The sequence below is a fragment of the Micromonospora palythoicola genome, assembly GCF_036689795.1.
GTDB classification, from domain to species: Bacteria; Actinomycetota; Actinomycetes; order Mycobacteriales; family Micromonosporaceae; genus Micromonospora; species Micromonospora palythoicola.
This window is the reverse complement of record NZ_JBAGKI010000016.1, coordinates 65,432-90,019: the sequence shown is the minus strand read 5'-3', so window position 1 is coordinate 90,019 and position 24,588 is coordinate 65,432. Positions and strand designations below refer to the sequence as shown.

Genomic DNA, 24,588 nt, shown 5'->3' with positions numbered 1-24,588 from the left:
TCTGGCCCGGCATCGCGAGGCGCGAGACCGGACGTCGAAGACGGACACGGGACGTTTCCCGGCCGTCGTCAGGCTTACTTGTAGCGGTAGACGATGCGCCCGCGGGTCAGGTCGTACGGCGAGAGCTCGACGACGACCCGATCCTCCGGCAGGATGCGGATGTAGTGCTGCCGCATCTTGCCGCTGATGTGAGCCAGCACCTTGTGGCCGTTGGCGAGCTCCACCCGGAACATGGCGTTCGGCAGGGGCTCGATGACCCGACCTTCGATCTCGATGGCTCCGTCTTTTTTCGGCATGTCCTCCGCTGTCCTGACGTCGGTTGCTCCGGACGGCTCACAACGTCTTACACGGGGGCTTGACCAAGATCAGGCTTCCCGCGCCAGCCGCGGCTCCGCGTCCCACCGAAGCGCTGGTGGGCATGGCAGAGTGGACGCTGCGCGCCGATCAGAAAGTGTACGCCCGCCTCCACGCCGTCGCCAAACCGACCGGCCACCTGAGCTCGACCGGGTCCAGGAAATCGGACGTTCAGCCCACATCGCCCCGGTCAGGGCCCTGGTCGGGCTCGCGCACCGGGGCCCCGGTGGCTGCGTCGGGCTCGGTGCTCGCCGCCGGGCCGATGGCATCCGGCTGCTGCCGGCCCAGGCCCGTACGTTCCCGCTTGAGCGCCCGCTTCTCCGCCTTCCGCCGCCGGCGGCGCTCCCGCTCCGCCGCCCACCGCGCGGGCTCACCGCTGGCCAGCCCGGTGACGGTACGCACCAACACGACCGCGCCCCACGGGCCCGCGACCCAGCCCGGCCAGAAGTAGAGCGCGTCCCCGGCCGCCAGCGACGTCACGGCCCAGACGGCCACCACGATCCCGACCACCTTCAGCCAGGGTTCCCAGACCTCGACCAGCCAGCGCGCGGTCAGCCCGCGCCCGGCCTCGGCCGGCACCGGGACGCTCGCGCCCCGAGGCTCCGGCAGCTCGGCACCGGGGGGCGCCGGCAGATCACCGACGAGGGCATCCAGTTCGGCGTACGTGCGCGCGGCATAGGCCCGCTGCAACCGGTCGTCGTACTCGTGCAGGTCGAGTCGGCCCTCGTCGAGGGCGACCCGGAGGCGGTCGGCGACGGCCTGCCGGTCGGAGTCCGCTGCCCGCATCGCGTCCCGCTCGTCCATGCCGGCAAGCATGCCACCGCCCGGCCAGCGCCGCCCTGTCGGCCGTCGCGCCGCGGCAGCCGTCGTCGCCGCCGCTGCCCCCGGTCAGGTGGTCGGCGTGGTGCTCGGCTGGCGAGCGGTGACCAGGTCGCCCAGGCGGGCTCGACCGCCGTCGAACGCGGTGAGCACCCACACCCCGTCGGGCAGCAGGGCCATGCTGTGCTCGACGTGCGCGGCCCGGGAGCCGTCGCGGGTGACGACGGTCCAGCCGTCGGCGAGCTCCGCGGTACGCGGCGAACCCATCGTGATCATCGGCTCGATGGCCAGCGCCAGCCCCGGCACCAGCCGGGGACCCTTGCCCGGCCGGCCGTGGTTGAGCACGTGCGGATCCTGGTGCATCTCGGTGCCGATGCCGTGGCCGCCGTAGCCGTCGACGATGCCGTAACGGCCCGCCTTGCGTACCGCGCGCTCCACCGCGTGCGAGATGTCGGTCAGCCGACCCTTGCCGCTGGCGGCACCGCGCGCGGCCGCGGCGATGCCCGCCCACATCGCGTCCTCGGCGACCTCGGCCATCCGCAGCAGCGCCGGGTCGACCTCGCCCACGCCGACCGTGATCGCCGCGTCGCCGTGCCAACCGTCGAGCACCGCGCCGCAGTCGATCGAGATCAGGTCACCGTCGGCGAGGACCTGCTCCGGCGACGGGATCGCGTGCACGATCTGCTCGTTCACGGAGGAGCAGATCGACGCCGGGAAGCCGTGGTAACCCTTGAACGACGGAACAGCTCCCGCCCCACGGATCGTCGTCTCGGCGATCGCGTCCAGGTCGGCGGTGCTCACGCCGGGAGCGACCGCCTCCCGCATCCGGCGCAGCGCCTCGGCGACCACGAGGCCGGCGGCACGCATCTTCTCGATCTGCTCAGGGGTCTTCAGCTGGATGTCCAGCTGGGGACGACGCATGGAGGCGCTACCTTTCCTTGCCGAAACAGCGGGGTACGACCCGCGTACCCCGCTGTCCGCACTCTATCCGGCCGGCTGCCGGCCGACCTCAGCCCCCGTACGAGCGAAGAGCGTCGATGGCGCGTACCGTGACGTCCTCCACCGGGCCGGTGGCGTCGATGCCGACCAGCTTGCCCTGCGCACCGTAGTAGTCCACGAGCGGCGCGGTCTTCTCGGCGTACTCCCGCAGCCGCGCCGCGATGGTCTCCGGCTTGTCGTCGTCCCGCTGGAACAGCTCTGCACCGCACCGGTCGCAGATGCCCTCCCGGCTGGTCGGATCGAACTCGACGTGCCAGATCTTGCCGCAGCCCCGGCAGGTGCGCCGGCCGGAGAGCCGCCGGATCACCTCGTCGTCGTCGACGACCAGTTCGAGCACGATGTCCAGCGCGGTACCGAGATCGGCGAGGAGCTTGTCCAGCGCGGCGGCCTGCGGGGTGGTCCGGGGAAACCCGTCGAGCAGGAAACCCTCGGCGGCATCGGGCTCAGCGAGTCGGTCGCGCACCATGTTGATGGTGACCTCGTCCGGCACGAGCTTGCCGGCGTCCATGTACCGCTTGGCCTCGACGCCGAGCGGGGTGCCCTGGGACACGTTGGCCCGGAAGATGTCGCCGGTCGAGATCTTCGGCACGGACAGGTGCGCGGCGATGAACTCCGCCTGTGTGCCCTTGCCCGCACCCGGCGGGCCCACCAGAACCAGTCTCATCTACCGCAGGAACCCTTCGTAGTTCCGCTGCATCAGTTGACTCTCGATCTGCTTGCTCGTCTCCAGAGCCACGCCGACCATGATCAGCACAGCGGTACCACCGAACGGGAAGTTGAGGTACTGCTGCCGGTCGAGCCAGATGAAGAAGAAGTTCGGCAGGATCGAGATGATCGCGAGGTACAGCGCACCCGGCAGGGTGATGCGGCTGAGGATGAAGTCCAGGTAGTCGGCGGTCGGCTTGCCAGGGCGGATGCCCGGCACGAAGCCACCGTACTTCTTCATGTTGTCCGCGACCTCGGTCGGGTTGAACGTGATCGAGACGTAGAAGTACGTGAAGAAGATGATCAGCAGGAAGTAGACCGCGATGTAGATCGGGCTGGTCGGGTCGACCAGGTTGTTCTGGATCCACGCCTGGGTCTTGCCCGGGTCGTTCTGGTCGAAGAACTGCAACGCCAGCTGCGGCAGGTAGAGCAGCGAGGAACCGAAGATGACCGGGATCACACCCGCCTGGTTGACCTTGAGCGGGATGTAGGTCGAGGTACCGCCGTACATCCGCCGGCCGATCATGCGCTTGGCGTACTGCACCGGGATGCGGCGCTGCGCCTGCTCGATGAAGGTGACCGCGGTGATGACCACCAGCACCAGGGCGATGACGAGCATGAACTTCCACCAGCCCTGGCTCTCCTTGATCCGCCAGCCCTCACTGGGAAGCCGGGCCGCGATCGAGGTGAAGATCAGGACGGACATGCCGTTGCCGACGCCGCGGTCGGTGATCAGCTCACCGAGCCACATGACCATGCCGGTGCCGGCGGTCATCGTCATCACCAGGATGGACAGGGTCAGCCAGTCCGGGATGCCGGTGCCGGTCGGGATGATCTCCTCGTTGCACTGGTTGTTGAACAGCTGCCCGGAGCGGGCCAGCGCCACGAACGCCGAGGCCTGGAGGACACCCAGCCCCAGCGTCAGGTAGCGGGTGTACTGGGTGATCTTCGCCTGGCCGGCCTGGCCCTCCTTGCGGAGCTGCTCCAGCCGGGGAATGACCACCGTCAGCAGCTGCAGGATGATCGACGCGGTGATGTAGGGCATGATGCCCAGCGCGAAGATCGACAGCTGCAGCAGCGCGCCGCCGGAGAAGAGGTCGAGCAGGTTCAGAACGCCGGTCGAGCCCTCGATGGACTCCAGGCACTTCTGCACGTTGCCGTACGAGACGCCCGGGCTGGGCACCGTGGCGCCGAGCCGGTAGATCGCGATGATGCCGACTGTGAACAGCAGCTTCTTGCGCAGGTCAGGCGTACGGAACGCACTGAGAAAGGCGGACAGCAACTTCTTCCTCCTGCGCGAGGCGGGCCGCCGGTCGTCCCTGGCGGGTCGGGGTGGGTTCCGGGCAAGTGCCCGATATCCATGGCTGGGAAGGGACTCTAACAGCCCGATCCCGGTCCGGGCAGATGTGCCCGGCTACATAAACCGAATCCGATGTTACCGGGCGGACAGGCCCGTTGTAGACCATGGCGCCCGCCAGCTGGGATCAACTGGCGGGCGCCATGGGTGAAACAGCCCTACAGCTCGGTGACCGAACCACCGGCGGCGGTGATCTTCTCCTTGGCCGACGCGCTGAACGCGTGCGCCGACACCTGAAGTGCCACCCCGCCGAGGTCCCCGGTGCCGAGAACCTTCACCGGCTGTCCCTTGCGGACCGCGCCGGCCTCGACCAGTTCGGTCGGGCCGACCTGGCCACCGTTGGGGAACAGCTCGGCCAGGCGGTCCAGGTTGACGACCTGGAAGACCACCTTGAACTTGTTCTTGAAGCCCTTCAGCTTCGGCAGGCGCATGTGAATGGGCATCTGCCCACCCTCGAACGCCGCCGAGATGTTCTTCCGGGCCTTCGAACCCTTGGTACCGCGACCGGCGGTCTTGCCCTTGGAGCCCTCACCGCGACCCACACGGGTCTTCGCGGTCTTGGCACCCGGCGCCGGACGCAGGTGATGGACCTTGATCGTCATTACTCGACCTCCTCGACCTTCACGAGGTGGTTGACCGTGAAGATCATGCCGCGAATCTCGGGCCGGTCCTCCTTGACCACCACGTCATTGATCCGCTTGAGACCGAGCGAACGCAGCGACTCCCGCTGGTTGCGCTTGGTCCCGATCTCGGAACGGACCTGGGTGACCTTGAGACGTGCCATCAGGACGCCACCTCCGCCCGCGAGGCCAGCATGGCCGCCGGCGCGACGTCCTCCACCGGCAGGCCCCGCCGCGCGGCAACGGCCTCCGGGGACTCCAGCCCCTTCAGCGCGGCCACGGTGGCGTGCACGATGTTGATCGGGTTCGACGAGCCCAGGCTCTTGGAGAGCACGTCGTGGATGCCCGCGCACTCCAGCACGGCACGGACCGGGCCACCGGCGATGACACCCGTACCGGCGGAGGCCGGCTTGAGCAGCACCACCCCGGCGGCGTCCTCGCCCTGCACCGGGTGCGGGATCGAGGAGCCGATCCGCGGCACCTTGAAGAAGTGCTTCTTGGCCTCCTCGACGCCCTTGGCGATGGCCGCGGGCACCTCCTTGGCCTTTCCGTAACCCACGCCGACGGTGCCGTCGCCGTCGCCCACGATCACCAGGGCGGTGAAGCTGAAGCGACGACCACCCTTCACGACCTTGGCGACGCGGTTGATCGCGACGACCCGCTCGAGGTGCGGGGTCTTCTCGGCGGGCGCGTTTCCGCGGCCGCCCTCACGGCGGTTGTCGCGGCGACCACCCTCGTTGCCACCGGACCCGCCGCCACGGCGCTGTTGACCTGGCATCAGCAGCCTTCCTTCTCTCTCGTGACGGGGATTGTCAGAACTCGAGCCCGGCTTCGCGGGCGGCGTCGGCGAGCGCGGCTACCCGCCCCGCGTACCGGTTGCCGCCGCGGTCGAAGACGACCTTGGAGATGCCCGCGGCCTTGGCCCGCTCGGCCAGCAGCGTGCCGACCTTGCCAGCCAGGGCGCTCTTGTCGCCCTCCGTGCCGCGCACCGAGGCGTCCAGGGTCGAGGCCGACGCCAAGGTGTGACCCTTGGTGTCGTCCACGATCTGGGCGACGATGTGCCGCAGCGAACGGGTGACCACCAGGCGGGGACGCGCGGCGGTGCCGCTGACGTTCTTGCGCACTCGGAAGTGCCGCCGCGCCCGCCCGACGGCACGCTTGGCGGCGACGCCGCGGCGGCGCTTGAGCAGCGTGGCGCTCACTTCTTACCTGCCTTTCCGGCCTTGCGTCGGATGACTTCGCCCTGGTACTTCACGCCCTTGCCCTTGTAGGGCTCCGGCGGGCGGATCTTCCGGATGTTGGCGGCGACCTCACCGACGAGCTGCTTGTCGATGCCGGCCACGTGGAACAGCGTCGGCCGCTCCACCGTGAAGGTGATGCCCTCGGGCGCCTGCACCTGCACCGGGTGCGAGAACCCGAGCGCGAACTCCAGGTCCTTGCCCTTGGCGGTGACCCGGTAACCGGTGCCGGCGATCTCCAGGCTCTTACGGTAGCCCTCGGTGACCCCGACGATCATGTTGGCGACCAGGGTACGGCTCAGGCCGTGCAGTTCCTTGGCCTTGCGCTCGTCGTTCGGGCGGTTGACGCTCAGCTGCCCGTCCTCGGCCCGCTCGATGGTGATCGGCTCGGCCAGGGTGTGCGACAGCTCGCCCTTGGGGCCCTTGACCTTGACGGTCCGGCCGTCGATCGTCACGTCGACTCCGGATGGCACCGGGATCGACTTACGTCCAATACGCGACATTTCTACCTGTCTCCCGTTACCAGACGAAGGCGAGGACTTCCCCGCCAACGCTCCGCTTGCGGGCCTGCCGGTCGGTGAGCAGTCCCTGGGACGTCGAAATGATCGCCACGCCCAGCCCACCGAGCACCCGGGGGAGCCCGTCCGACTTGGCGTACACCCGCAGACCGGGCTTGGAGACGCGCTTGATGCCGGCCAGGCTCCGCTCCCGGTTCTGGCCGTACTTCAGCTCGACGACCAGTCGCTTGCCGACGGCACCCTCCTCGGGCTCCTCGACTGCCCAGGTGGCGATGTAACCCTCGGACTTGAGGACCTCGGCGATGTTCGCCTTGATCTTCGAGTACGGCATCGTCACCCGGTCGTGGTACGCCTGGTTGGCGTTACGCAGACGCGTGAGCATGTCTGCGATCGGGTCGGTCATCGTCATGAAAACTCGTCAACCTTTCTCGCCGGGGTTCCCGCGATACCTCGCAGGCCTACGGCGAAGAGACAGTCCAGCTGACGCGCCGCAGCGCGCCGGACTATTACCAGGAAGCCTTGGACACGCCGGGCAGCTCACCGCGGTGGGCCATCTCCCGGATGCACACCCGGCAGAGCCCGAACTTGCGGTAGACCGCCTTGGGACGCCCGCACCGCTGGCAGCGGGTGTACGCGCGAACCGAGAACTTCGGCTTCGCGGCCGCCTTGAGGATCAGCGCCTTCTTGGCCATCTCAGTTCTCCTTGAACGGGAAGCCCAGGAGCTTCAGCAGCGCCCGGCCCTCGTCGTCGGTCGTGGCGGTCGTGACCACCGTGATGTCCATGCCCCGCTGGCGATCGATCTTGTCCTGGTCGATCTCGTGGAACACCGACTGCTCGGTAAGACCGAACGTGTAGTTGCCGTGCCCGTCGAGCTTGCGCCCGTCCAGGCCGCGGAAGTCACGGATACGCGGCAGCGCGATGGACAGCAGCCGGTCCAGGAACTCCCACATCCGGTCGCCGCGCAGGGTCACCTTCGCGCCGATCGGCATGCCTTCCCGCAGCTTGAACTGCGCGATGGACTTCGTCGCCCGCCGGACCTGCGGCTTCTGGCCGGTGATGGTGGCCAGGTCGCGGACCGCACCGTCGATGAGCTTGGCGTCCCGGGCGGCCTCGCCCACACCCATGTTCACGACGATCTTGACCAGCCGCGGCACCTGCATCGGGTTGCCGTACTCGTACTGCTCGCGCAGCTGGGCGATGATCTCGTTGCGGTACCGCTCCTTGAGGCGCGGCATCGTCTTGGTTTCGGTAGCCGTGGTCATCACAGGTCCTTACCGGTGCTACGCGCGATGCGGACCTTCTGGCCGTTCTCGTCGATCCGGTAACCGACGCGGGTCGGCTTGCCGTCGGAGTCCACGACCATCACGTTCGAGACGTGGATCGGGGCCTCCTGGGTGACGATGCCACCGGTCTTGGCGCCACGCTGGGTGGTGCTGATGCGAGTGTGCTTCTTGATCCGGTTCACGCCCTCGACCAGGACCTTGTCCTGCCGCGGGTAGGCCGCGATGACCTTGCCCTTGGCGCCCTTGTCCTTGCCGGCGATGACGACGACCGTGTCGCCCTTCTTGACCTTCACGGTCACAACACCTCCGGCGCGAGAGAAATGATCTTCATGAACCGCTTGTCCCGCAGCTCGCGGCCGACCGGGCCGAAGATGCGGGTACCGCGCGGGTCCCCACCGTCCTTGATGATGACGGCGGCGTTCTCGTCGAAGCGGATGTACGAACCGTCCGGCCGCCGCTTCTCCTTGGCGGTGCGGACGACGACAGCCTTGACCACGTCGCCCTTCTTCACACCGGCACCCGGGATCGCGTCCTTGACGGTGGCCACGATGACGTCGCCGATGCTCGCGTAGCGCCGACCGGAGCCACCGAGAACCCGGATGCACAGGATCTCCCGGGCACCCGTGTTGTCGGCGACGCGCAGTCGCGACTCCTGCTGAATCACGTCTATCTCCTATGTCTGCCGGTTCTCCGGCCGCCGGGGCGGCCGGAGCCTGGCGGAACCTGCGCCCGACCGTCCCGGCCGAGCTCGAGCCTTCGCTACTTGGCCTTCTCGAGGATCTCCACGAGCCGCCACCGCTTGGTGGCGGAGAGCGGCCGGGTCTCCATGATCAGGACGCGGTCGCCGATGCCGGCGGAGTTCTGCTCGTCGTGGACCTTGAGCTTGCTGGTCCGGCGCATGATCTTGCCGTACAGCGCGTGCTTGACCCGGTCCTCGACCTCGACCACGACGGTCTTTTCCATCTTGTCGCTGACCACGAGGCCCTCGCGGACCTTACGGCGGCCCCGCGGCTTGGTGGGGGTCGTGTTCTCGCTCATGAAGCAGTCACCTCAGTCGGCGCGGCCGAGAGCCCCAGCTCACGCTCACGCATGATCGTGTAGATCCGGGCGATCTCCCGACGGATGACCTGCAGCCGCCGGTTGTTGTCCAGCTGCCCGGTTGCGGCCTGCACGCGGAGGTTGAACAGCTCCGCCTTGGCCTCACGCAGCTTCGTGACCAGCTCCTCCTCGGAGAGCTCACGCAGCTCGGAGGCCTTAACGCCCGCTGCCATCAGGATTCACCCACTTCGCGCGTAACAATGCGGCACTTCATCGGGAGCTTGTGGATCGCGCGACGCATCGCCTCTCGCGCGATCTGCTCGTTCGGGAAGGACATCTCGAAGAGGACCCGCCCGGGCTTGACGTTCGCGACCCACCACTCGGGCGAGCCCTTACCGGAACCCATCCGGGTTTCCGCCGGCTTCTTGGTGAGGGCCTGGTCCGGGAAGATGGTGATCCAGACCTTGCCGCCACGCTTGATGTGGCGGGTCATCGCGATACGCGCCGACTCGATCTGCCGGTTGGTCACGTACGCCGGCTCCAGAGCCTGGATCCCGAACTCGCCGAACACCACCCGGTTGCCGCCCTTGGACGCGCCGCTGCGGTCCGGGTGGTGCGGCTTGCGGAAGCCCTTCGGGGGCTTGCGCGGCATCAGCATCTGTCAGCCCTCCTGCTGCGTTTCTGCCGGAGCCGAAGCCGCGGCCGCGACAGCAGCGCTGTCGACCGGCTCGCCACTCGGCGTCTCAGCCTGCTGCGCGACGGTCGTCGCGGCAGCCCGGCCGGCCTCGGTGCCACCGGAGGTCGTGCCGGACGAACCCGACCGACCACGGCGCGGCCGCTCGGGCCGGTCACCGCGCTCCCGGCGCGGGCGCGACGGAGCCTCGGCCGGAGCCTCCCGACCCGGCACCGCGTCGCCCTTGTAGATCCAGACCTTCACGCCGATGCGGCCGAAGGTGGTGCGGGCCTCGAAGAAGCCGTACTCGATGTTGGCCCGCAGCGTGTGCAGCGGAACCCGACCCTCGCGGTAGAACTCCGTCCGGCTCATCTCGGCGCCGCCGAGGCGACCCGAGACCTGCACCCGGATGCCCTTGCACATCGGGTTCTTCATCGCCGACTGCATCGCCTTACGCATCGCGCGACGGAAGCTGACCCGGCTGGAGAGCTGCTCGGCGACGCCCTGGGCGACCAGCTGCGCGTCCGACTCGGGGTTCTTCACCTCGATGATGTTCAGCTGCACCTGCTTGCCGGTGAGCTTCTCCAGCTCGCCGCGGATCCGGTCGGCCTCGGCACCCTTACGGCCGATGACGATGCCCGGCCGCGCGGTGTGGATGTCGACCCGGACCCGGTCGCGGGTGCGCTCGATGTCGACCTTGGAAATGCCGGCGCGCTCCAGCCCCTTGGACATCATCCGGCGGATCTTGACATCCTCGCCGATGTAGTCCTTGTAGAGCTTGTCCGCGAACCAGCGGGACTTCCAGTCGGTCGAGATGCCGAGCCGGAACCCGTGCGGGTGAACCTTCTGACCCATTACTCGGCGCCCTCCGTGTTGCTCTGCGTCTCGGCCGGCGCGGTCTGCTTCGCCGGAGCCGCCTTGTTCGCCGACTTCCTCGGCGCGGCCGGCGCGACCGCCTCGACCGCCACGGTGATGTGGCAGGTGCGCTTACGGATCCGGTACGCCCGGCCCTGCGCCCGTGGCTGGAACCGCTTCATCGTCGGGCCCTCGTCCACGAACGCCTCGCTGACGAGCAGCGCGTCGGGGTCCAGCCGCTCGTTGTTCTCCGCGTTGGCGATCGCGCTCGCGAGCACCTTGTACACCTGCTCGCTCGCAGCCTGCGGCGCGAACTGCAGCACCGTGAGCGCCTCCTTCGCGGGCAGGCCGCGGACGAGGTTGACCACCCGGCGCGCCTTCATCGGCGAGATGCGCACGTACCGCGCAACCGCCCGCGCGCCCGGAAGCACCGGAGCGTCGCCCTTTCCTGGCATCGCTGTAACCCCTTGATCCTCTATCCGTATGCCCGCGGCGTCAGCGCCGGCGGCTCTTCCGGTCGTCCTTTTCGTGACCCTTGAACGTGCGGGTCAGCGCGAACTCGCCGAGCTTGTGCCCGACCATCGCCTCGGTCACGAACACCGGGACGTGCTTGCGTCCGTCGTGCACGGCGATCGTGTGCCCGAGCATCTCCGGGATGATCGTCGAGCGGCGCGACCAGGTCTTGATGACGTTCTTCGAGCCCTTCTCGTTCTGCGTCTCCACCTTCTTGAGCAGGTGGTCGTCGATGAACGGGCCCTTCTTCAGGCTGCGAGGCATGTCTTATCTCCCTCAGCCGCGCTTACGCGTGGCGTAGCGACGGCGGACGATCAGCCGGTCACTCGGCTGGCCCTTACGACGGGTGCGGCCCTCGGGCTTACCCTGCGGGTTGACCGGGTGGCGACCACCGGAGGTCTTGCCCTCACCACCACCGTGCGGGTGGTCGACCGGGTTCATGGCGACACCACGGACGGTCGGGCGCTTGCCCTTCCAGCGCATCCGGCCGGCCTTGCCCCAGTTGATGTTCGACTGGTCGGCGTTGCCGATCTCACCGACGCTGGCGCGGCAGCGCACGTCCACCCGCCGGATCTCACCGGACGGCATACGCAGCGTGGCGTACGCGCCCTCCCGGCCGAGCAGCTGGATGCCGACGCCGGCCGAGCGGGCCAGCTTGGCGCCACCGCCCGGACGCAGTTCCACGTTGTGGATCGTGGTACCGACCGGGATGTTGCGCAGCGGCAGGTTGTTGCCCGGCTTGATGTCGGCACTCGGACCCGACTCGACCGTGTCGCCCTGCTTCAGGTCCTTCGGCGCGATGATGTAACGCTTCTCGCCGTCGGCGTAGTGCAGCAGCGCGATCCGCGCGGTGCGGTTCGGGTCGTACTCGATGTGCGCGACCTTGGCCGGCACGCCGTCCTTGTCGACCCGCTTGAAGTCGATCAACCGGTACTGCCGCTTGTGGCCACCACCCTGGTGACGGGCGGTGATCCGGCCGTGCACGTTCCGGCCGCCCTTCTTGGGCAGCGGGACCAGCAGCGACTTCTCGGGAGTCGACCGGGTGATCTCGGCGAAGTCGGCGACGCTGGAGCCACGCCGGCCCGGCGTCGTCGGCTTGTACTTACGGATAGCCATTGTCTACACCCCTCAGCTGACCGGGCCGCCGAAGGCCTCGATGCGGTCGCCCTCAGCCAGCTTCACCATCGCCCGCTTGGTGTCCTTGCGCTTGCCGAACCCGGTACGGGTCCGCTTGCGCTTGCCCTCGCGGTTGAGCGTGTTGACCGTCAGGACACGGACGTTGAAGATCTGCTCGATAGCGATCTTGATCGCGGTCTTGTTCGCGTCCGGGTGCACCAGGAAGGTGTACCAGTTGCGGTTCAGCTCGCTGTAGCTCTTCTCCGAGACGACCGGCGCGACGATGATGTCGCGCGGATCGGCGATCGTGCTCACTTGCCACCCTCCTCGGTGGTCTCGGCCGGCACACCCAGGAACTCGTCCAGGGCCTCCTTGGTGAAGACCACGTCGTCGGCCACCAGCACGTCGTACGTGTTGAGCTGGCCGGCCTCGATCAGGTGCACCCGCGGCTCGTTGCGCAGCGACACCCAGTTGAGCTCGTCGGTGCTGCTCAGCACGACCAGCACCCGCCGGGCGGTGGTCAGCTTGGCGAGCGCGGCCAGCGCGGCCTTGGTCGACGGCTTCTCGCCCGAGACGAACGCCTCGACGACGTGCACCTGCCCGGCGCGCGCCCGGTCCGACAGGGCACCACGCAGCGCGGCGGCCTTCATCTTCTTCGGGGTGCGCTGGCTGTAGTCGCGCGGCACCGGGCCGTGGACCACGCCACCGCCGGCGAACTGCGGCGCGCGGATCGAGCCCTGGCGGGCGCGACCGGTGCCCTTCTGCTTGTAGGGCTTCTTGCCGCCACCGGCGACCTCGCCCCGGGTCTTGGTCTTGTGGGTGCCCTGCCGGGCGGCGGCCAACTGCGCCACAACGACCTGGTGCATCAGCGCGATGTTGGCCTGCGCGTCGAAGATGTCGGCGGGCAGCTCGACCGAGCCGGTCTTGGTGCCCTCTGAGTTGAGGACGTCAACGGTGGTCACTTGCCCACACCGCCCTTCTTCGCCTTGGCCTTGGCCGCGGTACGGACCAGGACCAGCGCGCCCTTGGGGCCGGGGATGGCGCCACGGACGAGCAGGAGATTGTTCTCGGTGTCGACCGCCTGGACGGTCAGGTTCTGCACGGTGTAGCGCACGCCGCCCATGCGGCCGGCCATCCGGGTGCCCTTGAAGACGCGACCCGGGGTGGCGCAGGCGCCGATCGAGCCCGGCGAGCGGTGCTTGCGCTCGACACCGTGGCTGGCGCGCAGACCGTGGAAGCCGTGCCGCTTCATCGGGCCGGCGTAGCCCTTGCCCTTGGTCTTGCCGGTCACGTCGATCGAGACACCGGCCGGGAACTCCTCGACCGTGACCTCCTGGCCGAGCGAGTAGTCCGCGGCGTCGCTGGTGCGCAGCTCGACGATGTGCCGGCGCGGCGCCACGTCGGCCTTGGCGTAGTGACCACGCAGCGGCTTCTTGGCCTTACGCGGGTCGATCGTCCCGTACGCCAGCTGGACCGCGGAGTAACCGTCCTTGTCGGCGTCACGAACCTGGGTGATGACGCAGGGGCCGGCCTGAACCACGGTCACCGGGACAACGCGGTTGTTGTCCCAGACCTGGGTCATGCCGAGCTTCGCGCCCAGGATCCCCTTAACTTGCCTGTCCATGTGTCCGGTCCCTACAGCTTGATCTCGATGTCGACGCCAGCCGGCAGGTCGAGGCGCATGAGCGAGTCGACCGTCTTCGGGGTCGGGTCGATGATGTCGATCAGTCGCTTGTGCGTACGCATCTCGAAGTGCTCGCGCGAGTCCTTGTACTTGTGCGGCGAGCGGATGACGCAGAAACGGTTGATCTCCGTGGGCAGCGGCACCGGGCCCGCGACCTGCGCCCCGGTACGCGTCACCGTCTCGACGATCTTCCGAGCCGAGGAGTCGACGACCTCGTGGTCATAGGCCTTGAGCCGGATGCGGATCTTCTGTCCCGCCATGGTGGCTTCTGTTCCTTCTCTCGATGCCGCTGTGTTGCGGGTGCCTGTACCGGCTGGCACAGACCCTCTTCGCCCACCCCCGCGGTCGGGCGTGTCGCGCCCTGGGGCCAGGCTCCGCCCCGGGATACCGGAGCGATCCTGACCGCGGTGGGTCCGGGCGCCGATCGCACTGAGGCGACCTGAACGCCGCGCGAGGGTGGTTGACGGACGGGCCGCCAACCACCCCACGCCCGACTGCTCTGCCTACCCGGAGGTTCAGCGGAAGCCGAACACGGGCGGCGAACTGTCGTTACGCAACCTGACTAGTATGCCGCACGACCGGCGGCGGGTCTAATCGGGGTTACCCAGCTCACTTGATGATCTTGGTGACGCGACCAGCGCCGACCGTACGGCCACCCTCCCGGATCGCGAACTTGAGGTTTTCCTCCATCGCGATGGGCTGGATCAGCTTCACGGTCATCGTGGTGTTGTCGCCCGGCATGACCATCTCGGTGCCCTCGGGGAGGGTGACGACACCGGTGACGTCCGTGGTCCGGAAGTAGAACTGCGGACGGTAGTTCTGGAAGAACGGGGTGTGCCGGCCGCCCTCCTCCTTGGAGAGGATGTAGACCGTCGCCTCGAACTCCGTGTGCGGGGTCGTGGTGCCCGGCTTGACGACCACCATGCCGCGCTCGACGTCCTCGCGCTTGATGCCACGCAGCAGCAGACCGACGTTCTCACCCGCGCGGGCCTCGTCGAGCAGCTTGCGGAACATCTCGATGCCGGTGCAGACCGTCTTCTGCGACTTCTCGCGGATACCGACGATCTCCACCTCCTCGTTCGGCTTGAGGATGCCGCGCTCGGCCCGGCCGGTGACGACCGTGCCACGACCGGTGATCGTGAAGACGTCCTCGATCGGCATCAGGAACGGCTTCTCGGTCTCGCGCTCCGGCTGCGGGATCGCGGTGTCGACGGCGTTCATCAGCTCCATCAGGCGACCGGTCCACTCCGGGTCGCCCTCCAGGGCCTTCAGCGCCGAGACCCGGACGACCGGCAGGTCGTCACCCGGGTACTCCTGCGACGAGAGCAGCTCGCGGACCTCGAGCTCGACGAGCTCCAGCAGCTCCTCGTCGTCGACCATGTCGCTCTTGTTCAGCGCCACGACGATGTACGGCACGCCGACCTGACGGGCCAGCAGCACGTGCTCGCGGGTCTGCGGCATCGGGCCGTCGGTCGCCGCGACCACCAGGATCGCGCCGTCCATCTGCGCGGCACCGGTGATCATGTTCTTGATGTAGTCGGCGTGACCGGGGCAGTCGACGTGCGCGTAGTGCCGCGCCTCGGTCTGGTACTCGACGTGTGCGATCGAGATCGTGATGCCGCGGGCCTTCTCCTCCGGCGCCTTGTCGATCTCGTCGAACGGCGTGTACGGGTTCAGGTCCGGGAACTGGTCGTGCAGGACCTTGGTGATGGCCGCCGTCAGCGTCGTCTTACCGTGGTCGATGTGACCAATGGTGCCGATGTTGACGTGCGGCTTAGTCCGCTCGAACTTCGCCTTCGCCACTGGTGTCCTCCTGTGGACTTCTTGGTTCGTTCGCCCCGGTGCGCCAGGAGTGGCGCTTAGGACTCTGTCGACAGCCTTTCCGGCCTGACGGCCGGAGAGCTTTGTGGGTTCTGCGGCGATGAAGCCTACAGGCCCGGAATTCACACAATCCGACCGAGGTGGTCGCGGTCGGGGAATTCCTCCCGCGACCACCGTCGGATCATCCGATCACGTCAGGTGAGCGTCACTCACCAGTCGCCTTGGCGATGATCTCCTTCGCCACGCTCTGCGGCACTTCGGCGTAGGAGTCGAACTGCATGCTGTAGCTAGCCCGGCCCTGGGTCTTCGACCGCAGGTCGCCGACGTAGCCGAACATCTCCGACAACGGCACCAGCGCACGGACGACACGGGCGCCGCTGCGCTCCTCCATCGCCTGGATGATGCCGCGTCGGGAGTTGAGGTCGCCGATGACGTCACCCATGTTCTCCTCCGGAGTGGTGACCTCAACAGCCATCATCGGCTCGAGCAGTGCGGGATCGGCCTTGCGGGCCGCGTCCTTCATCACCATCGAGCCGGCGATCTTGAATGCCATTTCCGACGAGTCGACCTCGTGGTACTGGCCGTCCAGCAGCGTCAGCTTGACACCGACCAGCGGGAAGCCGGCGAGAACGCCGTACTGCATCGCGTCCTGCGCGCCCGCGTCCACCGAAGGGATGAACTCCCGGGGGATGCGGCCACCGGTGACGGCGTTGGCGAACTCGTAGGTCGGCGAGTCGTTGCCCAGCGGCAGCGGCTCCAGGCTGACGATCACCCGGGCGTACTGGCCGGAACCACCGGTCTGCTTCTTGTGGGTGTACTCGACCTTCTCCACCGCGCGGCGGATGGTCTCACGGTACGCCACCTGCGGCTTACCGATGTTCGCCTCGACGTTGAACTCGCGGCGCATCCGGTCGACCAGGATGTCCAGGTGCAGCTCGCCCATGCCGGAGATGACCGTCTGGCCGGTCTGGTCGTCCAGCTTGACGCGGAAGGTCGGGTCCTCCTCGGCCAGCCGCTGGATGGCGGTGCTCAGCTTCTCCTGGTCAGCCTTGGTCTTCGGCTCGATGGCCACCTCGATGACCGGCTCCGGGAAGGTCATCGACTCCAGGATGACCGGGTTCGCCGGGTCGCACAGGGTGTCACCGGTGGTGGTCTGCTTCAGACCCTGCACGGCGATGATGTCGCCAGCCTTGGCGGAGCTGCGCTCCTCCCGCTTGTTGGCGTGCATCTGGTAGATCTTGCCGACCCGCTCCTTGCGGTCCTTGGTGGAGTTGACCACCTGGGACCCGGACTCGACCACGCCGGAGTAGACCCGGACGTAGGTGAGCTTGCCGAGGTGCTTGTCGGTCTGAATCTTGAAGGCCAGGCCGGAGAAGGGCTCCGAGGTGGACGGCTTACGCTGCATCGGCGTCTCACCGTCGGTCGCCGTACCCTCGATCGCCGGGATGTCCAGCGGCGACGGCAGGTAGTCGATGACGGCGTCGAGCATGGGCTGCACGCCCTTGTTCTTGAACGCCGAGCCGCAGAGCACCGGGTTCGCCTTGCTGGCGATGGTGGCCCGCCGGATGGCGGCCTTGATCTCCGCAACGGAGATCTCCTCGCCCTCCAGGTACTTCTCCATCACCGAGTCGTCGACGTCGGCCAGGGTCTCCATCAGCTTCTCGCGCCACTCGGCCGCGGCGTCGGCCAGGTCCGCCGGGACCTCCTCGATCGCGTAGTCCTCACCCTTCTGGGTCTCCCCGCGCCAGGTGAGGGCGCGCATCTCGACCAGGTCGACGACGCCGATGTGGTCGCCCTCGAGCCCGATCGGGATCTGGAGCACCAGCGGGGTGGCGTTCAGCCGGTCGATCATCATCTGCACGCAGCGGAAGAAGTCGGCACCGGTCCGGTCGAGCTTGTTGACGAAGCACATCCGCGGGACGTTGTACTTGTCCGCCTGCCGCCAGACGTTCTCCGTCTGCGGCTCCACGCCGGCCACGCCGTCGTAGACCGCGACCGCACCGTCCAGGACCCGCAACGACCGCTCCACCTCGACCGTGAAGTCGACGTGGCCGGGCGTGTCGATGATCTGGATCGTGTGGCCCTTCCACTCGCACTTCGTGGCGGCGGAAGTGATGGTGATACCGCGCTCCTGCTCCTGCTCCATCCAGTCCATGACGGCGGCGCCCTCGTGGACCTCACCGATCTTGTACGTGATACCGGTGTAGAACAGGATTCGCTCGGTGGTAGTGGTCTTACCGGCATCGATGTGCGCCATGATGCCGATGTTGCGTACGTTGGCGAGCGCGTCTGCGGCGGCCACTTCAATCCCTACTTATCGTCGTCTCGACACAACTGGTGGCGGTCCCGGCACCGGATGGCGCCGGGACCAGGGTGTTACCAGCGGTAGTGCGCGAAGGCCTTGTTGGACTCGGCCATCTTGTGCGTGTCCTCGCGCCGCTTGACGGCGGCACCGAGGCCGTTGCTCGCGTCCAGCAGCTCGTTCATCAGCCGCTCGATCATCGTCTTCTCCCGCCGGGCGCGGGCGTAGGTCACCAGCCAGCGCAGGCCCAGCGTGGTCGCCCGAGCCGGGCGCACCTCGACCGGAACCTGGTAGGTCGCGCCACCGACACGGCGGCTGCGCACCTCGAGGGTCGGCTTGACGTTGTCCATGGCGCGCTTGAGGGTGACGACCGGGTCGGTACCGGACTTCTCCCGGCAGCCCTCCAGGGCGGCGTAGACGACGCGCTCGGCGAGCTGACGCTTGCCGCGCAGCAGGATCTTGTTCACCAGCTGCGTGACCAGCGGCGAGTTGTACACCGGGTCAGCGACCAGCGGTCGCCGCGGAGCAGGTCCCTTACGCGGCATGTCAGCTCTTCTCCTTCTTCGCGCCGTAACGGCTGCGCGCCTGCTTGCGGTTACGGACGCCCTGGGTGTCCAGCGAACCGCGAACGATCTTGTAACGCACACCGGGGAGGTCCTTCACCCGGCCACCACGCACGAGCACGATCGAGTGCTCCTGCAGGTTGTGCCCGACACCGGGGATGTAGGCGGTCACCTCGACCTGGCTGCTGAGCTTGACCCGAGCGACCTTGCGCAGCGCCGAGTTCGGCTTCTTGGGGGTGGTGGTGTACACCCGGGTGCACACGCCCCGACGCTGGGGAGATCCCTTGAGCGCGGGGGTCTTGGTCTTGGTGGTCTTCGCCTGGCGGCCCTTTCGGACCAACTGCTGAATGGTGGGCACCGGGTTTCTCCGCTCCCTTCGGCCGCTGCTCGCGGCCGCGCCGTCTGCCGTAGCCGATCTCGTGACCGACTCTCCTACATTCCGACCAGGGCCACCTCGCGGAGGTCCCGGCACCCGCGGTCGGGCGTGTCGCCAAACTCACGGTTCCCGCCCGGCGCTCACGCGCAGACCGGGGTTTGTCACCGGCACACGGATCGCCGCAGGCCGGATCTTTGGCTCAGTCGTGGTGCGATCCGGATGCCGGATACGCCAGCTCCAGCGCACGCACGAGTTGCCCGGGCGGGCCCGGGCACAAGGGGAAAGAGTACCTACCACAGCCGCGCAGGTCAAAACGGAAGACCTGCCGGACGTCACACCGCTTGCCGGCTGGCTTCTGTCGACCACCCGCCCGTGATGGGCACCTACGGACACAAGTGTACCGGCTCCGCCGGAAACCGGCCCGCGAGCCCCCGAGCCGGCCCCTCGCTGCCCCTGCTCAAGCCAGCGCCAACACCAGCGCCAGTCCCACCCCCACCAGGCAGAGCAGCAGTCCGGTCCCGCCACAACTGATCCCCGCGATGGCCAGGCCACGGCCGGTGAAGCGGACCGCCGGCGGCGGTGCCGGGCGTCGGATCTGCCGCATGCCGAGCAGCCCCGCCACCACGGCGCCCGTACCCGTGAGGCCGCCCAGCGCGGCGAAGGCACCCGCCGCCCAGGCCCCGTTCGCCCCTCCCCCGATCGCGCCGAAGCAGATGACCAGGACCGAGACCAGGATCGAGGTGATGCCCGCCACCAACGAGCCGACCGCCAGGCCCGAGGCGACCGGGGGCACGTCGAGATGCACCACCGCGAACGGGGTCCCCGGCACCGGTTCGACCCGCTTCGGCGGTCGGGGACGCTCCTGGGCGGGTGGTGGTGGCGGCATCCAGCCCGGACCGCCGGCGGGCCAGGCCGGCGCCGACGGTCCGGGCGTCGGTCCGAAGGCTGACGGGCCGGTGGCCGGGGGCCCGAAGGACGCGGAGGCCGGCGGTGCCGAACCACGCGGCGGCCCGAAAGGCGGCGAGCCAGGCGGCGGCCCGAAAGGCGAACCGATGGCTGATGGGGAGGTCGGCGGGACGGTCTGCTCCGGTTCGGGCCGGGCCCATCCCGCCTGTTCGGCCTCCGGGCGCCCGGCAGCGGGCTGAGCGGCTTCGCCGCCCTCGGGACGCGCCGGTTCCGTCACGGGATCCTCCTTGTCGGGCAGCGTCCCCGCACCGCGCGACGGACACCGGTCAGGCTACCGTCGGCCGTCAGCCCGTCGGTGCGGGGCGCGACGACCCGCGGTCGCGCCGGGTCAGTCGACGTTGGGCGCGAAGTCCTGCCCGTACGGCGCCTCGGCGAGCCGGATGATCCCGATCACCAGCGCCACCACCAGGCTGACCGCGACCAGCACCAGGCCCGTCCAGGCCAGCCGCTCGCCGCGACGCAGCCAGGCCGCACCGGTCAGGAAACCCGCCGAGGCGTACGCCTCGCGGCGCGCCTGTCGAGCCAGGTACAGGGCTACCGTGGCCGGCACCACGCCACCGATCAGCAGCCCCGTCAGAGCCGCCATCAGACCGAGGGCGAAGACCGCCCGGGCCTTGGTCGCCCGGACCGGATCCGGGTCCAGCGGGTGACGCGGTGCCGACGCGAGGGGCGCCGATCCGGGTGCGATCGTCATGACCACATGATGCCTCCGCCGACGGGTGTCCGCGCCGTACCCGCGGCACGAACCGGACCCGCGGCGCGGGAAAGGTCCCCCACCGCGCCCACGGACACTCCGGAAACGCGAGGAGGCCCCGGCGCGCCTGCGCCGGGGCCTCCCATGTCACCGCACGGTCTAGCGGTACGACCCGAAGTCGAAGTCGTCCAGCGGGACCGCCTGGCCACTGGCCGGCCCGAAACCGTAGTCGGTCTCCGGGTAGCCGGTCATCGAGTAGACCTTGGCCTTCGCCTCCTCGGTCGGCTCGACCCGGACGTTGCGGTACTTGCTGATGCCGGTACCGGCCGGGATGAGCTTACCGATGATCACGTTCTCCTTGAGACCGATGAGCGAGTCGCTGCGGGCGTGGATCGCCGCGTCGGTCAGCACCCGGGTGGTCTCCTGGAAGGAGGCCGCCGAGAGCCAGGAGTCGGTGGCCAGCGAGGCCTTCGTGATACCCATCAGCACCGGACGACCGGCGGCGGGCTCGCCACCCTCGCCGACGAGCCGGCGGTTCTCCGACTCGAACAGCGCCCGGTCGACAAGCACACCCGGCAGGAACTCGGTCGAGCCGGAGTCGATGACCGTCACCCGCTTGAGCATCTGGCGGATGATGATCTCGATGTGCTTGTCGTGGATGAGCACACCCTGCGAGCGGTAGACCTCCTGGACCTCCTGGGTCAGGTGGACCTGGACCGCCCGGGGGCCGAGGATGCGCAGCAGCTCGTGCGGGTCGATGGTGCCCTCGGTGAGCTTCTCGCCGACCTCGACGTGATCGCCGTCGTGGGCCCGCAGCCGGACCCGCTTCGAGATCTTGTCGTAGACGATCTCGTCGCTGCCGTCGTCCGGGATGACCACGATCTTGCGCGACCGCTCGCCGTCCTCGATCCGGATCCGGCCGGGGGTGTCGGCGATGGGCGCCTTACCCTTCGGGATCCGGGCCTCGAAGATCTCCTGGACACGCGGCAGACCCTGGGTGATGTCCTCACCCGCGACACCACCGGTGTGGAAGGTACGCATCGTCAGCTGCGTACCCGGCTCACCGATGGACTGGGCGGCGATGATGCCGACCGCCTCACCGACATCGACGATCTTGCCGGTCGGCAGCGAGCGGCCGTAGCACGCACCGCAGACGCCCAGCTTCGACTCGCAGGTGAGCACGCTGCGCACCCGGACGGTCTCGACTCCGGCGGCGACGATCCGGTCGACCAGGATCGAGTTGATGTCCGCGCCCCGCTCGGCGACGACGGTGCCGTCCGGCCCCTTGATGTCGTCGGCGAGAGTACGGGCGTGCACGCTCGTCTCGGCGTGCTCGTGCACGACCAGTCGGCCGTCGAGGTGCTGACCGACCTGCATCGGGATGGCCCGATCGGTGCCGCAGTCCTCCTCGCGGATGATGACGTCCTGCGAGACGTCCACCAGACGCCGGGTCAGGTAACCCGAGTCGGCGGTACGCAGAGCGGTGTCCGCGAGACCCTTACGGGCACCGTGCGTGGAGATGAAGTACTCCAGCACGGACAGACCCTCCCGGTAGCTGGCCTTGATCGGCCGGGGGATGATCTCGCCCTTCGGGTTGGCCACCAGACCACGGATCGCCGCGATCTGCCGGAGCTGGAGCAGGTTACCGCGAGCACCCGAGTTGATCATCTTCCACAGCGGGTTCTCCTGCGGCAGTGCGGTGTCCATCTCCTTGGCGACCTCGTTCGTCGCCTTGGTCCAGATCTCGATGAGCTCGCCGCGACGCTCCTCGGCGGTCATCAGACCACGCTGGTACTGCTTGTCGATCCGGTCGGCTTCCTTCTCGTACCGCTCCAGGATCTCCCGCTTGCGCGGCGGAGCGATGACGTCCTCCATGCCGATGGTCACGCCGGACCAGGTGGCCCAGTGGAAACCGGCCTCCTTGAGCCCGTCGAGGGTGGCCGCCAGGGCCACCTTCGGGAACCGCTCGGCGAGGTCGTTGACGATCGCGGAGAGCTGACCCTTGCGGATCTCGTAGTTCACGAACCGGTAGCCCTGCGGCAGGGTCTCGTTGAACAGCACCCGACCGAGGGTGGTCTCCACGGTCAGCGGCTCGCCCGGCACCCAGCCCTCGGGCGCGGTCCACGGCTGACCACCGGCGCCGTTGTCCACCTCGACGACATCCCGCAGCCGGATCTTCACCGGCGCCTGCAGGTGCAGCTCGCCGTTGTCGTACGCCATCCGCGCCTCGGCGTCCGAGCTGAACGCCCGGCCCTCGCCCCGCTCACCGGCGGTGAGGTGGGTCAGGTGGTAGAGCCCGATGACCATGTCCTGGGTGGGCATGGTGACCGGCTTGCCGTCGGCCGGCTTGAGGATGTTGTTCGACGACAGCATCAGGATCCGCGCCTCGGCCTGGGCCTCGGCGGACAGCGGCACGTGCACCGCCATCTGGTCACCGTCGAAGTCGGCGTTGAACGCGGTGCAGACCAGCGGGTGGATCTGGATGGCCTTGCCCTCGACCAGCTGCGGCTCGAAGGCCTGGATGCCGAGTCGGTGCAGGGTCGGTGCCCGGTTGAGCAGCACCGGGTGCTCGCCGATGACCTCTTCCAGCACGTCCCACACGACCGGCCGCTGCCGCTCGACCATCCGCTTGGCGGACTTGATGTTCTGCGCGTGGTTGAGGTCGACCAGCCGCTTCATCACGAACGGCTTGAACAGCTCCAGCGCCATCTGCTTGGGCAGGCCGCACTGGTGCAGCTTGAGCTTCGGGCCGACCACGATGACCGAACGGCCGGAGTAGTCGACGCGCTTGCCCAGCAGGTTCTGGCGGAACCGGCCCTGCTTGCCCTTGAGCATGTCGGACAGCGACTTGAGCGGACGGTTACCCGGGCCGGTGACCGGCCGGCCGCGGCGGCCGTTGTCGAACAGCGCGTCGACGGCCTCCTGCAGCATCCGCTTCTCGTTGTTGACGATGATCTCGGGCGCGCCGAGGTCGATCAGCCGCTTGAGCCGGTTGTTCCGGTTGATGACCCGACGGTAGAGGTCGTTCAGGTCGCTGGTGGCGAACCGGCCACCGTCGAGCTGCACCATCGGGCGCAGGTCCGGCGGGATGACCGGTACGCAGTCCAGCACCATGCCGAGCGGCGAGTTGCGGGTGTTCTGGAACGCCGCGACGACCTTGAGCCGCTTGAGCGCCCGGATCTTCCGCTGCCCCTTACCGGTGCGGATGGTTTCCCGCAGGTTCTCGGCCTCGGCCTCCAGGTCCATGTTCTGCACCAGGGCCTTGATCGCCTCGGCACCCATGCCACCGGTGAAGTACTCACCGAACCGGTCGCGCAGCTCACGGTAGAGCAGCTCGTCGGTGACCAGCTGCTTCGGCTCCAGCTTGCGGAAGGTGTCCAGCACCTCGTCCAGGCGGTCGATCTCGCGCTGGGCCCGGTCGCGGATCTGGCGCATCTCGCGCTCTCCGCCCTCCTTGACCTTGCGCCGGACGTCCGCCTTCGCGCCCTCGGCCTCCAACTCGGCCAGGTCGGCCTCGAGCTTGGCCGCCCGCTTCTCGATCTCCGAGTCGCGGCTGTTCTCCGACTGCCGCTTCTCGGCCAGGATCTCGTTCTCGATGGTCGAGAGGTCACGGTGACGCGCTTCGGCGTCAACGCTCGTCACGACGTACGAGGCGAAGTAGATGATCTTTTCGAGGTCCTTCGGGGCGAGGTCCAGCAGGTAGCCCAGCCGGCTCGGCACGCCCTTGAAGTACCAGATGTGGGTCACCGGGGCGGCCAGCTCGATGTGGCCCATCCGCTCACGGCGGACCTTCGAGCGGGTCACCTCGACGCCGCAGCGCTCGCAGATGATGCCCTTGAACCGGACCCGCTTGTACTTACCGCAGTAGCACTCCCAGTCCCGCTGCGGACCGAAGATCTTCTCGCAGAAGAGCCCGTCCTTCTCCGGCTTGAGGGTGCGGTAGTTGATCGTCTCGGGCTTCTTGACCTCGCCGTGCGACCACTGACGAATGTCGTCCGCGGTCGCGAGGCCGATGCGCAGCTCGTCGAAGAAGTTGACGTCGAGCACGTTATATCCCTCGTGTCGTGTCTTGGTTCTAGCTAGCTCTCGTGGC

The 24,588-nt window shown here is 68.3% G+C and carries 32 protein-coding genes and 1 pseudogene; all 33 read right to left on the bottom strand.

Annotated elements, in window-relative coordinates; translation table 11 throughout:
• Positions 1 to 74: 74 nt before the first annotated feature.
• Positions 75 to 296 carry a translation initiation factor IF-1 gene (gene infA, locus V5O40_RS10190; protein WP_007073013.1) on the bottom strand — a complete coding sequence of 74 codons (222 nt, stop codon included), beginning with the start codon at positions 294 to 296 and terminating at the stop codon, positions 75 to 77.
• Positions 297 to 621: 325 nt separating this feature from the next.
• A pseudogene (locus V5O40_RS10185) lies at positions 622 to 1,140 on the bottom strand (DUF1707 SHOCT-like domain-containing protein); the annotation flags it as partial.
• Positions 1,141 to 1,242: 102 nt separating this feature from the next.
• Positions 1,243 to 2,094, bottom strand: a complete 852-nt coding sequence (map, locus tag V5O40_RS10180) for a type I methionyl aminopeptidase (protein WP_332905215.1) — start codon at positions 2,092 to 2,094, stop codon at positions 1,243 to 1,245.
• 88 nt (positions 2,095 to 2,182) lie between these two features.
• On the bottom strand, positions 2,183 to 2,836 hold the full coding sequence (locus tag V5O40_RS10175) for an adenylate kinase (RefSeq protein WP_164447879.1): 654 nt from the start codon (positions 2,834 to 2,836) through the stop codon (positions 2,183 to 2,185).
• Entirely contained in the window at positions 2,837 to 4,159 is a 1,323-nt protein-coding gene (gene secY / locus V5O40_RS10170; protein WP_269738308.1) for a preprotein translocase subunit SecY, read from the bottom strand.
• 233 nt (positions 4,160 to 4,392) lie between these two features.
• The gene (gene rplO, locus V5O40_RS10165) at positions 4,393 to 4,836 is read right to left on the bottom strand and encodes a 50S ribosomal protein L15 (protein WP_164447881.1); all 444 of its coding nucleotides are present in this window, start codon (positions 4,834 to 4,836) and stop codon (positions 4,393 to 4,395) included.
• Positions 4,836 to 5,018, bottom strand: coding sequence for a 50S ribosomal protein L30 (gene rpmD / locus V5O40_RS10160; RefSeq protein WP_018784560.1), 183 nt, complete (start codon positions 5,016 to 5,018; stop codon positions 4,836 to 4,838). The genes rplO and rpmD overlap by 1 nt, the downstream gene beginning before the upstream one ends.
• Complete coding sequence (rpsE, locus tag V5O40_RS10155) at positions 5,018 to 5,632, bottom strand: 30S ribosomal protein S5 (protein ID WP_137776512.1); 615 nt, start codon at positions 5,630 to 5,632, stop codon at positions 5,018 to 5,020. Before rpsE ends, rpmD begins: the two co-directional genes overlap by 1 nt.
• A 34-nt stretch (positions 5,633 to 5,666) precedes the next feature.
• Positions 5,667 to 6,056 carry a 50S ribosomal protein L18 gene (gene rplR / locus V5O40_RS10150; protein ID WP_093403621.1) on the bottom strand — a complete coding sequence of 130 codons (390 nt, stop codon included), beginning with the start codon at positions 6,054 to 6,056 and terminating at the stop codon, positions 5,667 to 5,669.
• Positions 6,053 to 6,595 carry a 50S ribosomal protein L6 gene (rplF, locus tag V5O40_RS10145; RefSeq protein ID WP_093403620.1) on the bottom strand — a complete coding sequence of 181 codons (543 nt, stop codon included), beginning with the start codon at positions 6,593 to 6,595 and terminating at the stop codon, positions 6,053 to 6,055. The genes rplR and rplF overlap by 4 nt, the downstream gene beginning before the upstream one ends.
• Positions 6,596 to 6,611: 16 nt before the next feature.
• Positions 6,612 to 7,019 (bottom strand): 30S ribosomal protein S8, encoded by a 408-nt coding sequence (gene rpsH / locus V5O40_RS10140; RefSeq protein ID WP_093403619.1) that lies wholly within the window; start codon positions 7,017 to 7,019, stop codon positions 6,612 to 6,614.
• Between the two features lie 97 nt (positions 7,020 to 7,116).
• Positions 7,117 to 7,302 carry a type Z 30S ribosomal protein S14 gene (locus tag V5O40_RS10135; RefSeq protein ID WP_007073023.1) on the bottom strand — a complete coding sequence of 62 codons (186 nt, stop codon included), beginning with the start codon at positions 7,300 to 7,302 and terminating at the stop codon, positions 7,117 to 7,119.
• 1 nt (position 7,303) lies between these two features.
• Entirely contained in the window at positions 7,304 to 7,873 is a 570-nt protein-coding gene (rplE, locus tag V5O40_RS10130) for a 50S ribosomal protein L5 (protein WP_093403618.1), read from the bottom strand.
• Positions 7,873 to 8,193, bottom strand: a complete 321-nt coding sequence (gene rplX, locus V5O40_RS10125) for a 50S ribosomal protein L24 (protein ID WP_170863408.1) — start codon at positions 8,191 to 8,193, stop codon at positions 7,873 to 7,875. The genes rplE and rplX overlap by 1 nt, the downstream gene beginning before the upstream one ends.
• Positions 8,190 to 8,558 (bottom strand): 50S ribosomal protein L14, encoded by a 369-nt coding sequence (gene rplN / locus V5O40_RS10120; RefSeq protein ID WP_007073026.1) that lies wholly within the window; start codon positions 8,556 to 8,558, stop codon positions 8,190 to 8,192. The genes rplX and rplN overlap by 4 nt, the downstream gene beginning before the upstream one ends.
• 95 nt (positions 8,559 to 8,653) lie before the next feature.
• Positions 8,654 to 8,932 carry a 30S ribosomal protein S17 gene (rpsQ, locus tag V5O40_RS10115; protein WP_093403616.1) on the bottom strand — a complete coding sequence of 93 codons (279 nt, stop codon included), beginning with the start codon at positions 8,930 to 8,932 and terminating at the stop codon, positions 8,654 to 8,656.
• Positions 8,929 to 9,165: a 50S ribosomal protein L29 gene (gene rpmC / locus V5O40_RS10110; protein ID WP_007073028.1), complete on the bottom strand. Its 237-nt coding sequence runs from the start codon at positions 9,163 to 9,165 to the stop codon at positions 8,929 to 8,931. Before rpmC ends, rpsQ begins: the two co-directional genes overlap by 4 nt.
• Positions 9,165 to 9,590, bottom strand: coding sequence for a 50S ribosomal protein L16 (rplP, locus tag V5O40_RS10105; protein ID WP_007465292.1), 426 nt, complete (start codon positions 9,588 to 9,590; stop codon positions 9,165 to 9,167). Before rplP ends, rpmC begins: the two co-directional genes overlap by 1 nt.
• Before the next feature lie 3 nt (positions 9,591 to 9,593).
• Complete coding sequence (gene rpsC / locus V5O40_RS10100) at positions 9,594 to 10,460, bottom strand: 30S ribosomal protein S3 (protein ID WP_164447882.1); 867 nt, start codon at positions 10,458 to 10,460, stop codon at positions 9,594 to 9,596.
• Positions 10,460 to 10,915: a 50S ribosomal protein L22 gene (gene rplV, locus V5O40_RS10095; RefSeq protein ID WP_164447883.1), complete on the bottom strand. Its 456-nt coding sequence runs from the start codon at positions 10,913 to 10,915 to the stop codon at positions 10,460 to 10,462. The genes rpsC and rplV overlap by 1 nt, the downstream gene beginning before the upstream one ends.
• Positions 10,916 to 10,955: 40 nt before the next feature.
• Positions 10,956 to 11,237 carry a 30S ribosomal protein S19 gene (gene rpsS / locus V5O40_RS10090; RefSeq protein WP_013735950.1) on the bottom strand — a complete coding sequence of 94 codons (282 nt, stop codon included), beginning with the start codon at positions 11,235 to 11,237 and terminating at the stop codon, positions 10,956 to 10,958.
• Between the two features lie 12 nt (positions 11,238 to 11,249).
• Positions 11,250 to 12,089 (bottom strand): 50S ribosomal protein L2, encoded by an 840-nt coding sequence (rplB, locus tag V5O40_RS10085; RefSeq protein WP_093403613.1) that lies wholly within the window; start codon positions 12,087 to 12,089, stop codon positions 11,250 to 11,252.
• Between the two features lie 12 nt (positions 12,090 to 12,101).
• The gene (gene rplW, locus V5O40_RS10080) at positions 12,102 to 12,404 is read right to left on the bottom strand and encodes a 50S ribosomal protein L23 (protein WP_093403611.1); all 303 of its coding nucleotides are present in this window, start codon (positions 12,402 to 12,404) and stop codon (positions 12,102 to 12,104) included.
• Positions 12,401 to 13,051 carry a 50S ribosomal protein L4 gene (gene rplD, locus V5O40_RS10075; RefSeq protein ID WP_269738310.1) on the bottom strand — a complete coding sequence of 217 codons (651 nt, stop codon included), beginning with the start codon at positions 13,049 to 13,051 and terminating at the stop codon, positions 12,401 to 12,403. Before rplD ends, rplW begins: the two co-directional genes overlap by 4 nt.
• Positions 13,048 to 13,713, bottom strand: a complete 666-nt coding sequence (gene rplC / locus V5O40_RS10070; RefSeq protein WP_093403607.1) for a 50S ribosomal protein L3 — start codon at positions 13,711 to 13,713, stop codon at positions 13,048 to 13,050. The genes rplD and rplC overlap by 4 nt, the downstream gene beginning before the upstream one ends.
• 11 nt (positions 13,714 to 13,724) lie before the next feature.
• Positions 13,725 to 14,033, bottom strand: a complete 309-nt coding sequence (gene rpsJ, locus V5O40_RS10065) for a 30S ribosomal protein S10 (RefSeq protein ID WP_007073037.1) — start codon at positions 14,031 to 14,033, stop codon at positions 13,725 to 13,727.
• Positions 14,034 to 14,382: 349 nt separating this feature from the next.
• Positions 14,383 to 15,576, bottom strand: a complete 1,194-nt coding sequence (gene tuf / locus V5O40_RS10060; protein ID WP_169595907.1) for an elongation factor Tu — start codon at positions 15,574 to 15,576, stop codon at positions 14,383 to 14,385.
• A gap of 223 nt (positions 15,577 to 15,799) precedes the next feature.
• A complete protein-coding gene (fusA, locus tag V5O40_RS10055) occupies positions 15,800 to 17,896 on the bottom strand; it encodes an elongation factor G (protein ID WP_332905214.1) in 2,097 nt (698 codons plus the stop codon).
• 74 nt (positions 17,897 to 17,970) lie between these two features.
• Positions 17,971 to 18,441, bottom strand: coding sequence for a 30S ribosomal protein S7 (gene rpsG, locus V5O40_RS10050; protein WP_093403604.1), 471 nt, complete (start codon positions 18,439 to 18,441; stop codon positions 17,971 to 17,973).
• Between the two features lies 1 nt (position 18,442).
• A complete protein-coding gene (gene rpsL / locus V5O40_RS10045; protein ID WP_013735958.1) occupies positions 18,443 to 18,817 on the bottom strand; it encodes a 30S ribosomal protein S12 in 375 nt (124 codons plus the stop codon).
• A gap of 475 nt (positions 18,818 to 19,292) precedes the next feature.
• Positions 19,293 to 19,664: a hypothetical protein gene (locus V5O40_RS10040; RefSeq protein ID WP_332905213.1), complete on the bottom strand. Its 372-nt coding sequence runs from the start codon at positions 19,662 to 19,664 to the stop codon at positions 19,293 to 19,295.
• A gap of 465 nt (positions 19,665 to 20,129) precedes the next feature.
• The gene (locus tag V5O40_RS10035) at positions 20,130 to 20,495 is read right to left on the bottom strand and encodes a hypothetical protein (protein WP_332905212.1); all 366 of its coding nucleotides are present in this window, start codon (positions 20,493 to 20,495) and stop codon (positions 20,130 to 20,132) included.
• 159 nt (positions 20,496 to 20,654) lie between these two features.
• Positions 20,655 to 24,542: a DNA-directed RNA polymerase subunit beta' gene (locus V5O40_RS10030; RefSeq protein WP_332905211.1), complete on the bottom strand. Its 3,888-nt coding sequence runs from the start codon at positions 24,540 to 24,542 to the stop codon at positions 20,655 to 20,657.
• Between the last annotated feature and the right edge of the window lie 46 nt (positions 24,543 to 24,588).

Bases quoted from the DNA above. Each gene is read 5' to 3' on its own strand.
- infA (WP_007073013.1), bottom strand. From the start codon at position 296: ATGCCGAAAAAAGACGGAGCCATCGAGATCGAAGGTCGGGTCATCGAG.
- map (WP_332905215.1), bottom strand. From the start codon at position 2,094: ATGCGTCGTCCCCAGCTGGACATCCAGCTGAAGACCCCTGAGCAGATC.
- V5O40_RS10175 (WP_164447879.1), bottom strand. From the start codon at position 2,836: ATGAGACTGGTTCTGGTGGGCCCGCCGGGTGCGGGCAAGGGCACACAG.
- rplO (WP_164447881.1), bottom strand. From the start codon at position 4,836: ATGACGATCAAGGTCCATCACCTGCGTCCGGCGCCGGGTGCCAAGACC.
- rpmD (WP_018784560.1), bottom strand. From the start codon at position 5,018: ATGGCACGTCTCAAGGTCACCCAGGTCCGTTCCGAGATCGGGACCAAG.
- rpsE (WP_137776512.1), bottom strand. From the start codon at position 5,632: ATGCCAGGTCAACAGCGCCGTGGCGGCGGGTCCGGTGGCAACGAGGGT.
- rplF (WP_093403620.1), bottom strand. From the start codon at position 6,595: ATGTCGCGTATTGGACGTAAGTCGATCCCGGTGCCATCCGGAGTCGAC.
- rpsH (WP_093403619.1), bottom strand. From the start codon at position 7,019: ATGACGATGACCGACCCGATCGCAGACATGCTCACGCGTCTGCGTAAC.
- V5O40_RS10135 (WP_007073023.1), bottom strand. From the start codon at position 7,302: ATGGCCAAGAAGGCGCTGATCCTCAAGGCGGCCGCGAAGCCGAAGTTC.
- rplE (WP_093403618.1), bottom strand. From the start codon at position 7,873: ATGACCACGGCTACCGAAACCAAGACGATGCCGCGCCTCAAGGAGCGG.
- rpsQ (WP_093403616.1), bottom strand. From the start codon at position 8,932: ATGAGCGAGAACACGACCCCCACCAAGCCGCGGGGCCGCCGTAAGGTC.
- rpmC (WP_007073028.1), bottom strand. From the start codon at position 9,165: ATGGCAGCGGGCGTTAAGGCCTCCGAGCTGCGTGAGCTCTCCGAGGAG.
- rplP (WP_007465292.1), bottom strand. From the start codon at position 9,590: ATGCTGATGCCGCGCAAGCCCCCGAAGGGCTTCCGCAAGCCGCACCAC.
- rpsC (WP_164447882.1), bottom strand. From the start codon at position 10,460: ATGGGTCAGAAGGTTCACCCGCACGGGTTCCGGCTCGGCATCTCGACC.
- rplV (WP_164447883.1), bottom strand. From the start codon at position 10,915: ATGCCAGGAAAGGGCGACGCTCCGGTGCTTCCGGGCGCGCGGGCGGTT.
- rpsS (WP_013735950.1), bottom strand. From the start codon at position 11,237: ATGCCTCGCAGCCTGAAGAAGGGCCCGTTCATCGACGACCACCTGCTC.
- rplB (WP_093403613.1), bottom strand. From the start codon at position 12,089: ATGGCTATCCGTAAGTACAAGCCGACGACGCCGGGCCGGCGTGGCTCC.
- rplC (WP_093403607.1), bottom strand. From the start codon at position 13,713: ATGGACAGGCAAGTTAAGGGGATCCTGGGCGCGAAGCTCGGCATGACC.
- rpsJ (WP_007073037.1), bottom strand. From the start codon at position 14,033: ATGGCGGGACAGAAGATCCGCATCCGGCTCAAGGCCTATGACCACGAG.
- rpsG (WP_093403604.1), bottom strand. From the start codon at position 18,441: ATGCCGCGTAAGGGACCTGCTCCGCGGCGACCGCTGGTCGCTGACCCG.
- V5O40_RS10035 (WP_332905212.1), bottom strand. From the start codon at position 20,495: ATGACGATCGCACCCGGATCGGCGCCCCTCGCGTCGGCACCGCGTCAC.